This is a genomic window from Bacillus sp. FSL P4-0290, from assembly GCF_037975435.1.
Classification (GTDB): Bacteria; Bacillota; Bacilli; order Bacillales; family Bacillaceae; genus Bacillus; species Bacillus subtilis.
Genome location: NZ_CP150253.1, coordinates 2,632,096 through 2,646,132 on the forward strand (window position 1 = coordinate 2,632,096; position 14,037 = coordinate 2,646,132).

The following is a 14,037-nucleotide window of genomic DNA, read 5'->3' on the forward strand; positions in this document are numbered from 1 at the left end:
CCCTCGTTCCCTCAGCATTTCAATACACATAATTTGTACACAAAGTGACAATTCATGCGAAAACTTTTATAATTTTGAGAGAAGGGGGTCATATCATGAGCGTTATCCAAGTAAAAGGCAATGTTACATATCCAATTACCATTGATCCAAGCGTATGGATTTTTGATGATCGCAAATTTTCGTTTGACCGCAAAGGGGACAGTCAAGACACATATTTACAATCAGCCGGGGATGAATCCGACCTTGATCCGGAACGCGTCATCAGAGAGGGGCGAATCGCGCCGCCTACATTAAAGACGGAAAAGCAATATGAGAAGCAAAAACTGATGAACGGCAGTTTCGCAATGAGACTTGGGACTGTCCTGAAAAATGCTGAGCCGAACAGCTCTGCGACACAATGTGTATTTGTCACAAGTTCGGGAAAGGCCGCCGTTTCTCTGGAAACCGCTCTGAACAGTATTGTCCATTTCAGTGAGGCAGGCAAGCCGATTCAAGAAGGCGGCCCCGTGCATATTTACTTTGAAGACCCGGTTCATCACAAACAGCCGATTACCGATGTAAAAGAGATCGAAATCATTTAATGTTACAGCAAATCAGCTGCGAGCTGGGCGAGACCTGATCTCTCACCTTTTAACAGCTTCACGCTGCCTGAGATGGGTTGTCCTTTAAACCGCTCAACCACATAGGCCAAACCATTGTTCAGACTGTCTAAATATGGGTGATCAATTTGTTCAGGGTCACCCATTAAGACAATTTTACTGCCTTCACCGACTCTCGTCAGCAACGTTTTCACCTCATGCCTGGTCAAATTTTGCGCTTCATCAATGATAATAAATTGATCTGGAATGCTTCTCCCTCTGATATAAGTCAGCGCCTCTACCTGAATTGAGCCAATTCCCGCCAAAATAGCATCAAGCTCCCCTGGTTTTTTCGCATTAAACAGAAACTCTAAGTTGTCAAAAATCGGCTGCATCCAAGGCTTTAGCTTTTCCTCTTTTTCGCCTGGCAAATACCCGATGTCCTTGCCAACAGGAACAATCGGCCTTGCGACGACCAGCTTTTTATATATTCCCAAGTCTTCTGTCTGTAATAGCCCTGCCGCCAAAGCTAAGAGCGTTTTGCCGGTTCCCGCTTTGCCGATCAGGGTGACAAGCGGAATATCTTCCCGCAGCAAAAGCTCTAATGCCATTGTCTGCTGTACATTTTTCGGCCTGATTCCCCATATATGTTCATCATCAAATACGAGTCTTTTTAATACCGTTCCGGTTTTGTCTGCAATTCCGACTGCCGAGGAGGACCCTCCTAGCTCATCCTTCATTAAAGCAAACTGATTCGGATAAAACGCATGCTGTTTCACATCGTTTACTGAAATTTGATTTTTTCCGTAAAAAGAGCTGAACAGCTGCTGGCTGATATATAAATCTTTATAGCCGCTGTACATTTCATCATTGTCCACAACCCGGTCATTCAAGAAATCTTCAGCAAGCAGTCCGATTGCGTCGGCTTTAACCCTGACCAGTACATCCTTACTGACGAGGATAACCGGCCTGCCATTTTCCTTGGTTTCTTCCTCGAGGCTTAAGTTTTTCGCAACGGCTAATATGCGATTATCGTTCGTCTTTTCAATAAAGATCTCTTGCAGCTGGTGAAACGAACGATGATTCAGTTCAATTCTCAGTGTGCCGCCGGTGTCAAGCGGTACATGCTCATGCAGCCTGCCCTTTTGTCTTAGCGCATCGATTAGCTTAGATACGTGCCTTGCATTCCTCCCAACTTCGTCCATATACCGTTTTTTTGAATCAACCTCTTCTAAAACGACAGCAGGGATGACAACCTCATTTTCTTCAAAAGAAAATATCGCGTTAGGATCCTGTAATAACACATTCGTATCTAACACATAAATTTTACTCAAGTCTCAGCCTCCTGATATAAGGGTCAAAGTTCTTCCTGCTTCTCTTTTGATGAAAAAGGTGAATGCCTGCTAAAATATATGTTTTTGTGCATAAAGATAGAAGGTTAATTCAACAATAAAATTAATGAAAGCATTTTAAGGAGGGAACCCACAAGTGCGAATTCTTTTCATTATCATACAGCTGACACTTATCCTGTCCGCTTGTGCCTATCAACAAGGAAAACAGGGTCAGAATGTTGAAAAAGAATCAACAAGACAGCAGGAGACTAAACCGATTCACGTAAAGGACACAACTCAAGAAACAAAAGACAATGGAACAAGAACCGATATTGCCAAGCATCTTGTCAGCGTTGCTGAAAAAAACCCCGACGTCAAGGATGCAACAGCCGTTGTGCTGGGAGGCTATGCTGTTGTTGGGATTGATGTCGATGATACTTTGGACAGAAGCAAAGTGGAAACCATTAAATATTCTGTAGCTCAGGCGCTAAAGAATGATCGATATGGCGCAAACGCAGTGGTCATTGCTGATCCCGATACGGTCAGCCGCCTTCGTGAAATGAGCAGAGAAATCAGCGAGGGCCATCCGGTAACAGGCATACTGGATGAATTAGCTGCAATTGTCGGCCGAGTGCTTCCCGAAGTGCCTAACGACGTGATTGACAATGAAGACGAACCGCAAACAAAGCAGCAAAATGACCAATTAAATAGAAAACAGCAGCAGGAAATGGAGAAGGAGCAAAACGATCAATCTGATCATCATATGAAAAAGAACAACAATGACTAAGCTATAGCCTTGCGCTTTAGCTTTTTCTTATTTTGGACAGCTTCTGATCCGTGCTATAATACATGTTAGTGAAAGAGGTGATATGATGAGGGTCAAATGTTCTATTTGCGATAAAATTGAAACAATTGATGATGATACCCTGATCGCGAAACGGCTTCGAAACCGCCCGATCCATACATATATGTGCCAGGAATGCCACGATCGGATTGCCAAAAAAACAGAGGAACGGCTGAAAACGGGAAAATTTACTTTTCACCCGGGACAGCAGAAAAAAGAAAAAGTCAAAAAATAAAGCGGCCGCTTAACCATACAGAACACAAAAAAGACTCAGCTTTCAGCTGAGTCTTTTATGATTTTGCAGACTGTCCTTTTTTCGACTGATACAGCCGGATTTTGTAAATGATTAAAATCAGCGCAGCGACGACCAATCCTTCTGCCACGGGCAAAAACACCCCTAAAAAAGTCAAAACAGTGCAGCCCAACGCCAAAAATACATACACCACTGCAGATTTTAATACAGGAAGCCGTTTAGCAAATCCAAGCTTAAATACAATAACGGCCAACACAAAAATCGTGCCGTACAGCAGCCACATGCCTGCCGCAGGCTGCCGGTCTACTTGATATAGAGCGGCGAAGAACGACAGACGTTCGCTTACGTCATTCAAAAAGATTCCCTCCCCTGTAAACGTACGGGTTCTATCTTTTCAAATTCTGCACGAGATTAAGACAATCCTGCTGTTTTTTTCTTTTTAGCTGCTTTTTCACGTTCGTTCTTATTGAGGATCTTCTTTCTTAAACGGATGGATTCAGGTGTTACTTCACAATATTCATCTTCGTTTAAGTACTCTAGAGACTCCTCAAGAGACATGATGCGCGCTTTTTTAATTGTAGTTGTCTGATCCTTTGTCGCAGAACGGACGTTTGTTTGCTGTTTCATTTTGCTGACGTTAACAACAAGGTCATTGTCACGGTTATGCTCTCCAACGATCATTCCTTCGTATACTTCAGTACCCGGCTCAACGAAGATGACACCGCGGTCTTCAATTCCTTGAATACCGTATGATGTTGCTTTTCCGTTTTCCATTGACACAAGTACACCTTGACGGCGTCCGCCGACTTGGCCTGCCTGCATCGGCTGGTAGCTGTCAAACGTATGGTTCAAAATACCGAATCCGCGTGTTAATGATAGGAATTCTGTAGAGTAACCGATCAATCCGCGGGAAGGAACTGTAAAGATGAGACGGACTTGGCCGTTTCCGTTGTTGATCATATCAACCATTTCGCCTTTGCGGGCACCCATTGATTCCATGACAGAGCCAGTATGCTCTTCAGGAACATCAATTTGCACACGTTCAACAGGCTCACAGCGTACGCCGTCGATTTCTTTGATAATAACTTCAGGTTTTGACACTTGAAGCTCATAGCCCTCACGACGCATATTTTCAATTAAAATTGACAAGTGCAGCTCACCGCGTCCTGAAACAACCCAAGCATCAGGAGAAGCTGTTGGCTCAACACGCAAGCTCACATCCGTCTGAAGCTGTGATTGAAGACGCTCTTCGATTTTGCGGGCCGTTACATATTTGCCTTCACGGCCTGCAAACGGACTGTTATTCACGACAAATGTCATTTGAAGTGTCGGCTCATCAATGCGAAGCACCGGAAGCGGATCTTGATGGTCTACAGGACATACCGTTTCACCAACGTTGATATCTTCCATCCCGGAAACCGCAACGAGGTCTCCCGCTTTTGCTTCTTCAATTTCCACACGCTTTAAGCCTTGGAAACCAAAAATCTTTGTAACACGGAATGACTTTGCCGTTCCGTCAAGCTTCATAAGAGAAACCTGCTGTCCGACTTTCATTGTGCCGCGGAATACGCGTCCGATTCCGATACGGCCTACATAGTCGTTGTAGTCAAGAAGGGCAACTTGGAATTGAAGCGGCTCCTCTGCATTATCAACAGGTGCCGGAACATGCTTAATAATGGTTTCATATAAAGCTTCCATGTTTTCATCCTGTTGTTTCGGATCAAGACTCGCTGTTCCATTAATCGCGGAAGCATATACCACTGGGAACTCGAGCTGCTCTTCATTGGCATCAAGCTCAATGAACAGATCCAGAACTTCATCGATAACTTCCTCTGGACGAGCAAAGTCACGGTCAATTTTGTTTACAACAACAACAGGGTTCAGGTTTTGCTCAAGAGCTTTTTTCAGAACAAAACGAGTTTGAGGCATACAGCCTTCATATGCGTCAACGACAAGCACTACGCCGTCAACCATTTTCATAATCCGTTCTACTTCTCCCCCAAAGTCTGCATGTCCAGGGGTGTCCAAAATATTGATACGTGTATCTTTATAGTTAATCGCAGTATTTTTCGCCAATATTGTAATGCCGCGTTCGCGTTCAAGATCATTAGAGTCCATTGCGCGTTCAGCAACCTGCTCGTTGGCACGGAACGTACCAGCCTGATGTAAAAGCTGATCGACTAGAGTCGTTTTCCCATGGTCAACGTGGGCAATAATCGCGATGTTGCGAAGATCATTTCGAAGTTTCACTTTTTCATCTCCTAAAAAAATTAGATAACTTTCATATTATATCACACATCCTCTTTAAAAGCGTCACGTTTTTCTGTAAACTTAATATAAGACGTAAAAGGGGATGGAATTTATGAAAAAAATGAATTGGCTTTTACTATTATTTGCATTTGCAGCGGTTTTCAGCATTATGCTGATCGGCGTCTTTATCGCTGAAAAAAGCCCTGCAGGCATTATCGCCAGCATTGTACTTGTTTGCGCTGTCATGGGCGGCGGATTTACATTAAAAAAGAAAATGCGCGAACAAGGCTTGCTTGATTAAAAGCATTGCCCCGCCGGCGACATTGTAATCAAAAAACACCGCAAAGAAAGCGGTGTTTTTCATTTCTTAAGCCTTATCTCCCCTGTTTCTTAGTCAGGAAGATGCAAAACAGCCTTCATACATAGACAATCGTTCTAACGATCACACGTGCAGCCTTCAAAAAGTAGTTCGGCAACGATACACATAAAATACCATAGCGCCTATTCCTCCACCGGAAACTACTCCCTATAATGGAATTTGTAGCACAATTCATAAAAGGGAGAGAAGAAACATGAAGAAAACATTTGTAAAAAAAGCTATGTTAACGACTGCCGCAATGACCTCAGCTGCTCTATTAACGTTCGGTCCTGATGCAGCCAGCGCAAAAACACCGGTTGATAACACTGCTGTTCAACTCCAGCATCAGGCGAGCACTAACGAAGATCTCAATACATTCATTGATATATTAAATCAATGTATATACGAACAAGACGGTGTATATTATTTTGACAGCGACAAAGCTGTCGAGTTAGGAATGACAAAAGAAGAGGCTCAGGTAATTGCTACACTCTGGGAATCGACATCAGAATTTTTCAGCATTGTTTCACAATGTGTGTATCTCGAGGATGGAAATTACAAATTTGATACAGAAAAAGCAGTTGAACTTGGCTTCACAGAAAAAGAAGCACTTGCACTTGAACAATTTTTCTCCGCTGTTTCTCTCAAGATTCACATTCTTCAAGCAGCCATTGTGCTACAAGATGATGTGTACAGCTATGATAAAGACGCAGCGCTACAAGCAGGTGCAACGCCACTGCAAGCTGACGTTTATGAAAAACTCTTCAGTGCCCTGTCACAAGAACAGCTTGCCGCTATTTACGATATGATTCATCCCCAGGCTTAATGTAAAAAAGCGCTTGCCGGAATCGGACAAGCGCTTTTTTTATATCAGCAGTTTGATGATCAGCATCATGGCAACCGCCGCTCCAAACCAGCAGGCAGCTTTCATGATCAGTAATCCATAGTACCTCTGTTTAAAACGCAGTTCTTCTTCCGGCAGAAAAGCCTCCTCAACAACGGCCTGCTCGCTTTCCAATTCAAATGGCTCAGCCATCGTGTCATACATGTCTTTGCAGCTGCTGCACATTTTTAAATGCTCTTCTATAACGTGTTCCGTTTCTCTTTTACAATCACCTTCAAGATACAGAGGAAGCAGGTCTCTTACTAGAAAGCAGGTCATATCCGCTCCTCCTCTCTACTTTTCGTCATGTGTTTCTTAAGTTCTAATCTAGCCCGGTGCAATGTGGTTTTCACCTTAGAAAGACTCCATCCCAATATCTCAGCGATTTCTTCATAAGAAAGCTCTTGGAATTCTCTTAAAATCAAAACGGATTGATGCTGATCTTTTAACTTCAGGAGCTCCTGCCGCAGTGTTTCGCTTTTCACCGTTCGTGACAGATACTGTTCAGGCTGCTCATAAGTTGTTTGCGTTAACCCTTCATTTTTGCTGATTTCAGTAAATTGGTATTTGACATCCCTTCGGTACCAATTGATAAAGGTATGATGCGCAATGGTGTAGAGCCATGTTCTGATGGAAGAATGCCCCCTAAACGAAGCCAGACCGTTAAGAGCTTTTACAAACGTGTCCTGCGCTAAGTCCTTGGCTGTTTCAAGATGATGAGTCCTTCTGAATAAATAATTTAAAATTTCTTGATAATACTGCCGATACAAGTCCTCAATGGAATCCCTATGCTTCATTAAAAGTAAAACCACACCGTCATCCAAATGGCCAATAAAATGAAACAGATATACATGGAAGACAGGTATACTTTCATATATCTGATTTGGCTTTCTTCTTCAGCACCGGGACTTCTCTTTAAACAAGTTTTACTCTTTAAGTCTTCCGCATTCTTTTGAAATAGGGATTCATGCTGTTTCATCCATTCCATTGATTCATCCTCTAGCTCTCCTTCTTTATACAGGTCGTATAAGTCTACAAAAACAGACTCTTTTTCTTTATGATTCATAAAGACTTTTCACCTCTTGTGTTTCTCCATCCACTACATAGGCATCATGGCGATTTGAACCAAACGGCTGAATAATGATCAGCCATGCATAATGCCGTTCATCCCCTCTTTGAACGATAATCGGACGCATACGCTTTTTGTAAATAACATCCTGATATAGAGAAGCTACCTTTTCGTAAGCCAATGTTCCATTACGATACGTATAAGGGAATGACTGATCAGGTGTATCGCTGTATACATAAACGTTTAGCTGACCTTGATCTTCAAAAAACTCATATGTTTTAGAAGAATCAGTATACATCACCATGTCACCCTGACTGCTTTTTTTCTTCTTTTCTGATCCACGAGCATCGAAGATCGATAATATCTGATGCTGCATCCGGCTGTTAGCCATTGAGATATTCTTTTTCATCGGAAGCGAAAGACTATGTAAACAACCTGATTCGCCCTCAAATTCCAAAACAATTCCACCTTTTGTTTCCACTCTCACCATGCTTCCGAGCAGGCTATTGCTTTCAATATCAGTGATCTGATAAGGCTGTTTTGAGATGTTCAGCGCTGTAAACATTTGTTCCACTTTGTCTTGAATGTCTTGTTCCGTTATATGAACATGCAGAAGAGAGTCAAGCTGGTAAATCGATAGATCTTCACTAAAACCCATTAAGGTTTCCTTTTCCCAATAAAATACCGCGCCATCATCAGCATGATCTTTTTTATGAAGCTGGTTTTTCAGGTATATACGTACGACTGTCTGGCCGTCCTCATTTGATACCTTTGTTTCGATATGATCCTTATGTAACACACGTCCGTGTCGCTCAAGGAAAGCGATGGACTTCCGCTTGTACTCCTGATTCGTTAGCTTTTTCCCATGTGCTTTTTGTAAGTATTCATAATTACGAATCAGCTGCGATACTTCATCTACCTCAGCTTTGTAACCTTTGCTTTCAAATGAGTAGAAATAATGCACATCCATGTTTGTATCATGCAAATAAAGTGTTTCATCCGTAGGAAAAAATGACTTTAGTATCTGTTCCGCTTTTTCTGATGAAATGTGCTCCCCGACAAAATTGAATGAATCATGGACATTTGCTGGCTTTGATACAGCGAAAGCAGCCGTTCCTATGTTATATATCGGATTTAACAGCAGGACAAAAAACACCAGGACAGCCATCGTCACCCACTTATTCACACGCACATAAACCTTTCCTGACTTTTGGAACAGATGATAGCTCATCAAAAATCCCGCCATTGCCAAATAAATCGTATATGGCATTACTGCACCATAATCTTTTGAGATTTGATTGGGATATGGCGCAAGCAGCAAGACAAGCAGTCCGATAATCAGCGTATAAAATAAGCCTAGTAAGATCTTATCCGTTCTCCAATACAGCTTGAAAAACACTACATTCAACGCAATGGGAAGAGTGATGATGAAAAACAGAAACACGAATGCAATCGGCTCCATCCCATCCGGGTATTCCTTCCAATACGAAAAGAAACTAAAAATCATTTGTACGATCGGCAAACTGACAACGGCAAGGTCGAACGTATAAAACTTACCCTTTCCGCCATGATCACGCGGCATCAGCATATAGTGAAAAGCCGTCAGCAGCACATATCCGTATAACAAAAAATGCAGCAGCGGCAGCAGTTCTTTTCCGTCCTCTCTTAAGTAAGCGCTGGTGAAGTTTGTTGATTGCACCTGGTGAATAAGTTCAACAGACACTCCCGCCAGCAGCACAATCCGCAATATAACACCCGCCAAGAACATTGTGCGCTGCCGGTTTATTTTGGGATGATGCACCAAAAGATATAAGCCCGCCAGAACAACAATTGACCATTGAATCAGCAGGGTGCTTTGTCTGCTTAATATAAAATAACGTTCGAAATGCAATACATAATGACTGAATAACTCCAACAAGAACAACAATCCTTTACTTCTTATTAAGGCCTCATTCGGTTAGACAGCGGACTTTTCAAAAAGTTTCAAGTTGAAACAAAAATATCTCATCTTCCCCTTGATATGTAAAAAACATAACTCTTGAGTGAACCGTCACATGACACTTGACTCATCTTGATATTATTCAACAAAAACAAACACAGGACAATACTATCAATTTTGTCTAGTTATGTTAGTTTTTGTTGAGTATTCCAGAATGCTAGTTTAATATAACAATATAAAGTTTTCAGTATTTTCAAAAAGGGGGATTTATTGTGGGTTTAGGTAAGAAATTGTCTGTTGCTGTCGCTGCTTCGTTTATGAGTTTATCAATCAGCCTGCCAGGTGTTCAGGCTGCTGAAGGTCATCAGCTTAAAGAGAATCAAACAAATTTCCTCTCCAAAAACGCGATTGCGCAATCAGAACTCTCTGCACCAAATGACAAGGCTGTCAAGCAGTTTTTGAAAAAGAACAGCAACATTTTTAAAGGTGACCCTTCCAAAAGGCTGAAGCTTGTTGAAAGCACGACTGATGCCCTTGGATACAAGCACTTTCGATATGCGCCTGTCGTTAACGGAGTGCCAATTAAAGATTCGCAAGTGATCGTTCACGTCGATAAATCCGATAATGTCTATGCGGTCAATGGTGAATTACACAATCAATCTGCTGCAAAAACAGATAACAGCCAAAAAGTCTCTTCTGAAAAAGCGCTGGCACTCGCTTTCAAAGCTATCGGCAAATCACCAGACGCTGTTTCTAACGGAGCGGCCAAAAACAGCAATAAAGCCGAATTAAAAGCGATAGAAACAAAAGACGGCAGCTATCGTCTTGCTTACGACGTGACGATTCGCTATGTCGAGCCTGAACCTGCAAACTGGGAAGTCTTAGTTGACGCCGAAACAGGCAGCATTTTAAAACAGCAAAATAAAGTAGAACATGCCGCCGCCACTGGAAGCGGAACAACTCTAAAGGGCGCAACTGTTCCTTTGAACATCTCTTATGAAGGCGGAAAATATGTTCTAAGAGATCTTTCAAAACCAACAGGCACCCAAATCATCACATATGATTTGCAAAACAGACAAAGCCGCCTTCCGGGCACGCTTGTCTCAAGCACAACGAAAACATTTACATCTTCATCACAGCGGGCAGCCGTTGACGCACACTATAACCTCGGTAAAGTGTACGATTATTTTTATTCAAACTTTAAACGAAACAGCTATGATAACAAAGGCAGTAAAATCGTTTCTTCCGTTCACTACGGCACTCAATACAATAACGCTGCATGGACAGGAGACCAGATGATTTACGGTGATGGCGACGGTTCATTCTTCTCTCCGCTTTCCGGCTCATTAGATGTGACAGCGCATGAAATGACACATGGCGTCACCCAAGAAACAGCCAACTTGATTTATGAAAATCAGCCAGGTGCATTAAACGAGTCTTTCTCTGACGTATTCGGGTATTTTAACGATACAGAAGACTGGGACATCGGTGAAGACATTACGGTCAGCCAGCCTGCTCTTCGCAGCCTGTCCAACCCTACAAAATACAACCAGCCTGACAATTACGCCAATTATAGAAACCTTCCAAACACAGATGAAGGCGATTATGGCGGTGTACACACAAACAGCGGAATTCCAAACAAAGCCGCTTACAACACCATCACAAAACTTGGTGTATCTAAATCACAGCAAATCTATTACCGTGCGTTAACAACGTACCTCACGCCTTCTTCCACGTTCAAAGATGCCAAGGCAGCTCTCATTCAGTCTGCCCGTGACCTCTACGGCTCAACTGATGCCGCTAAAGTTGAAGCAGCCTGGAATGCTGTTGGATTGTAATATTAGAAAAAGCCTGAGATCCCTCAGGCTTTTATTGTTACATATCTTGATTTCTCTCTCAGCTGAAACGACGAAAAGATGCTGCCATGAGACAGAAAACCGCTCCTGATTTGCAAAAAGAGGGATGCAGCCGCAAGTACGCATTTTATAAAAGCTAATGATTCAGTCCACATAATTGATAGACGAATTCTGCTACAGGTCACGTGGCTATGTGAAGGATCGCGCGTCCAGTTAAGAGCAAAAACATTGACAAAAAAATTTATTTATGCTAAAATTTACTATTAATATATTTGTATGTATAATAAGATTCTCCTGGCCAGGAGAATCTTATTTTTTGTGGAGGATCATTTCATGAGGAAAAATGAGTCCAGCTTAACGTCTTTGATTTCAGCGTTTGCCCGTGCTTATCACAGCAAATATGACACATCTCTTATTTTTGATGATTTTATCGCAAAAGATCTCATTAACGAAAAAGAGTTTATCGACATCAGTAAAAATATGATTCAAGGAATATCGTTTTTCAACAAAGAGATCGCCGAACGTCTTCAAAATGATCCTGAAAAAATATTAAAATGGGTTGCACAAATCCAGCTGTCTCCCACGCCACTAGCACGTGCTTCTTATTGTGAAAAAGTCTTGCACAACGAATTAATCCTGGGGGCAAAACAGTATGTCATTCTTGGAGCGGGGCTGGATACCTTCTGCTTTCGGCATCCAGAATTAGAAAACAGCTTACAGGTTTTCGAGGTTGACCATCCGGCTACACAGCAATTCAAAAAAAATAAGCTGAAGGATGCAAATCTGACAATTCCGGGTCATCTTCATTTTGTTCCTATGGATTTCACCAAAACGTTTTCGTATGATCCTCTCTTAGATGAAGGATTTAAAAACACAAAAACAGTCTTCAGCCTTCTCGGAGTGTCTTATTATGTAACACGGGAAGAAAATGCAAGCTTGATCAGCAATTTATTTTCTCATGTCCCGCCTGGAAGCTCTATTGTTTTTGATTATGCGGACGAAACACTTTTTACAGCAAAAGGGACGTCGAATCGAGTTGAACATATGGTGAAGATGGCTGCCGCAAGCGGGGAACCGATGAAATCATGTTTCACTTATCAAGAGATTGAACATCTGTTAGAGTCATCTGGTTTACTGATCTATGAACATCTATCACCAGACGACATCAATGACCTTTTCTTTAGTAATCGAAAAGACAATTTGTCAGCGTTTGAAACGATTCATTATATTCATGCAGTAAAAAAATAATTTTCAAATCATCAGAAGCCTCTCAATGTTTGAGAGGCTTTTTATTGAACCCGCATGCAGCAAATAAGCTGTCGTTATCATACGGCAGCTTCTGCTAAAGGCTTCACCAAGATCATAAATGATTTGCCTTTCTCATCTTTTTCCGTTTTCAGCTGTTCAAAGCCGCATTGGCTTAAAAACAGTATCCATTCACTGCGCTCAATGGGAACTCCCGCAAACATCGCTTTATGTTTCGCTCTAAGCAATTTGCTGATCTGTTCAATGATCATCTTCGCATGTCCCTTTTTTTCTTCAGCCGGGTCAATCAGGACCGTTCCGAGCCACGGCTTACCGTTTGAAGGAGACCACTCGAGATGGTAGCTGACGGCAACAGGCAGACCGTCTTTTTCCCATACAAGCCATAAACCGTTGTACATGGAGTAGGAAATGATATAGTCTTCTGCATCTTTATCTCCAAACTCCTCCTCTTTCCATACAGGATGAGCCTCCGCGAGCTTTTCTAACAAGCTGAGATCATCCTGCTCAAATGGCCTACTTCCGAGCATGAAGATACTCTTCAAATATCGTTTTATGTATAGATGGGTTTCCGGCTAGCACACTGTGGTTTTCTAAAAAGGTAAACGGCTCTCCTTCAATGGTCGTATAGGTGCCTCCTACTTCATTTAACAGCACACAGCCGGCTGCGTAGTCCCATGGCGCAAGCCGCATCGTGATGTAAGCATCTATTCTTCCTGCCGCGACATTTGCCAGCTCTAAAGCGGCAGAACCGTAGGAGCGTGTGCCTCTGACTCTTTTCACAAGTGGCGCTAACACACTTTGATCAATTCTTCTGTTTTCCGTTACCCATGTTGCATTAATGGCAAGAATCGCTTCTTCAATGACGGTTTCTTTTAAAGGAGCCAGCTTCGTTTCATTCATATAAGCTCCTCTGCCGCTAAATGCGTGATACAGCTCATCGTGCACCACATCATAAATTAAGCCGATTTTCCCTTCACCGTTTTCAAAAATCCCAATGGAAATCGCAAAATTTCTTTGCTGATGCACAAAATTCATCGTCCCGTCAATCGGATCAATAATCCATACGACTCCCTCAAGTGAGTGGATTTTGTCTCCTTGCCCCTCTTCACCGAGTATCCGATGTCCCGGAAATGTTTCTTGAATTCGATCAATGAAAAACTTTTCGGTTTCTTTGTCAATATTGGTGACTAAATCATTCGGATTTGATTTCGTTTCAATTGTCAGGCTTTCATGCATGGATTGTGTAATTCTCGCGCCTGCTTCTCTTATCCACTTCTTTGCAATCTCATCAATTTCCGTCCAATTTGTCATTCGTTCGTACCTCTCTTCTATGTAGACCTTTTATTTTATAGGATACTGATAACGGCAATGAAAAAGCAAGGAAAATGAAAAATATCCCTTCTCACGTAA

General features: G+C 42.2%; 16 protein-coding genes. 7 read left to right on the forward strand and 9 right to left on the reverse strand.

Annotation, left to right across the window (positions count from 1 at the left end):
* The first annotated feature begins 95 nt into the window (after window positions 1-95).
* Window positions 96-581: a hypothetical protein gene (locus MKY10_RS13660; protein WP_003245279.1), complete on the forward strand. Its 486-nt coding sequence runs from the start codon at window positions 96-98 to the stop codon at window positions 579-581.
* A 2-nt stretch (window positions 582-583) separates the two neighbouring features.
* Here MKY10_RS13660 and MKY10_RS13665 read toward each other — a convergent pair whose 3' ends face one another.
* Window positions 584-1,912, reverse strand: a complete 1,329-nt coding sequence (locus MKY10_RS13665) for a PhoH family protein (RefSeq protein WP_003245272.1) — start codon at window positions 1,910-1,912, stop codon at window positions 584-586.
* Between the two features lie 154 nt (window positions 1,913-2,066).
* Here MKY10_RS13665 and MKY10_RS13670 point away from each other — a divergent pair, with 154 nt between their 5' ends.
* Both MKY10_RS13670 and MKY10_RS13675 read left to right on the forward strand, forming a co-directional pair.
* Complete coding sequence (locus MKY10_RS13670) at window positions 2,067-2,696, forward strand: YhcN/YlaJ family sporulation lipoprotein (protein ID WP_003232269.1); 630 nt, start codon at window positions 2,067-2,069, stop codon at window positions 2,694-2,696.
* A gap of 82 nt (window positions 2,697-2,778) precedes the next feature.
* Window positions 2,779-2,988 carry a YlaI family protein gene (locus MKY10_RS13675; RefSeq protein WP_003232271.1) on the forward strand — a complete coding sequence of 70 codons (210 nt, stop codon included), beginning with the start codon at window positions 2,779-2,781 and terminating at the stop codon, window positions 2,986-2,988.
* 55 nt (window positions 2,989-3,043) lie between these two features.
* On the opposite strand, the gene MKY10_RS13680 is transcribed toward MKY10_RS13675, so the two are convergent.
* Window positions 3,044-3,361: a YlaH-like family protein gene (locus tag MKY10_RS13680; RefSeq protein ID WP_003232274.1), complete on the reverse strand. Its 318-nt coding sequence runs from the start codon at window positions 3,359-3,361 to the stop codon at window positions 3,044-3,046.
* Window positions 3,362-3,417: 56 nt separating this feature from the next.
* On the reverse strand, window positions 3,418-5,256 hold the full coding sequence (typA, locus tag MKY10_RS13685) for a translational GTPase TypA (RefSeq protein WP_003232278.1): 1,839 nt from the start codon (window positions 5,254-5,256) through the stop codon (window positions 3,418-3,420).
* 112 nt (window positions 5,257-5,368) lie between these two features.
* Between typA and MKY10_RS13690 the strand changes: the two genes are divergently transcribed.
* Together MKY10_RS13690 and MKY10_RS13695 are read left to right on the forward strand one after the other, a co-directional pair.
* Window positions 5,369-5,557 (forward strand): YlaF family protein, encoded by a 189-nt coding sequence (locus MKY10_RS13690; RefSeq protein ID WP_003245500.1) that lies wholly within the window; start codon window positions 5,369-5,371, stop codon window positions 5,555-5,557.
* Window positions 5,558-5,828: 271 nt separating this feature from the next.
* Window positions 5,829-6,440 carry a hypothetical protein gene (locus MKY10_RS13695; RefSeq protein ID WP_015252161.1) on the forward strand — a complete coding sequence of 204 codons (612 nt, stop codon included), beginning with the start codon at window positions 5,829-5,831 and terminating at the stop codon, window positions 6,438-6,440.
* Window positions 6,441-6,479: 39 nt separating this feature from the next.
* Here the strand turns inward: MKY10_RS13695 and sigQ are convergent, their stop codons facing one another.
* Genes sigQ through MKY10_RS13715 form a run of 4 tightly spaced genes read right to left on the reverse strand, consistent with a single transcriptional unit; the run spans window position 6,480 to window position 9,493 of the window.
* The gene (gene sigQ / locus MKY10_RS13700) at window positions 6,480-6,776 is read right to left on the reverse strand and encodes an anti-SigP sigma factor SigQ (protein ID WP_015252162.1); all 297 of its coding nucleotides are present in this window, start codon (window positions 6,774-6,776) and stop codon (window positions 6,480-6,482) included.
* Window positions 6,773-7,294: an RNA polymerase sigma factor YlaC gene (ylaC, locus tag MKY10_RS13705; protein WP_015252163.1), complete on the reverse strand. Its 522-nt coding sequence runs from the start codon at window positions 7,292-7,294 to the stop codon at window positions 6,773-6,775. Before ylaC ends, sigQ begins: the two co-directional genes overlap by 4 nt.
* A complete protein-coding gene (locus tag MKY10_RS13710; RefSeq protein WP_003232287.1) occupies window positions 7,294-7,563 on the reverse strand; it encodes a hypothetical protein in 270 nt (89 codons plus the stop codon). The genes ylaC and MKY10_RS13710 overlap by 1 nt, the downstream gene beginning before the upstream one ends.
* On the reverse strand, window positions 7,553-9,493 hold the full coding sequence (locus tag MKY10_RS13715; RefSeq protein WP_015252164.1) for a hypothetical protein: 1,941 nt from the start codon (window positions 9,491-9,493) through the stop codon (window positions 7,553-7,555). The genes MKY10_RS13710 and MKY10_RS13715 overlap by 11 nt, the downstream gene beginning before the upstream one ends.
* Window positions 9,494-9,777: 284 nt before the next feature.
* Here MKY10_RS13715 and nprE point away from each other — a divergent pair, with 284 nt between their 5' ends.
* Together nprE and MKY10_RS13725 are read left to right on the forward strand one after the other, a co-directional pair.
* On the forward strand, window positions 9,778-11,343 hold the full coding sequence (nprE, locus tag MKY10_RS13720; protein ID WP_003245026.1) for a neutral metalloprotease NprE: 1,566 nt from the start codon (window positions 9,778-9,780) through the stop codon (window positions 11,341-11,343).
* A gap of 351 nt (window positions 11,344-11,694) precedes the next feature.
* A complete protein-coding gene (locus tag MKY10_RS13725) occupies window positions 11,695-12,609 on the forward strand; it encodes a class I SAM-dependent methyltransferase (RefSeq protein ID WP_015252165.1) in 915 nt (304 codons plus the stop codon).
* Window positions 12,610-12,686: 77 nt separating this feature from the next.
* Here MKY10_RS13725 and MKY10_RS13730 read toward each other — a convergent pair whose 3' ends face one another.
* Both MKY10_RS13730 and suhB read right to left on the reverse strand, forming a co-directional pair.
* Entirely contained in the window at window positions 12,687-13,115 is a 429-nt protein-coding gene (locus tag MKY10_RS13730; protein WP_015252166.1) for a GNAT family N-acetyltransferase, read from the reverse strand.
* A gap of 25 nt (window positions 13,116-13,140) precedes the next feature.
* Entirely contained in the window at window positions 13,141-13,938 is a 798-nt protein-coding gene (gene suhB / locus MKY10_RS13735) for an inositol-1-monophosphatase (protein WP_003232297.1), read from the reverse strand.
* Between the last annotated feature and the right edge of the window lie 99 nt (window positions 13,939-14,037).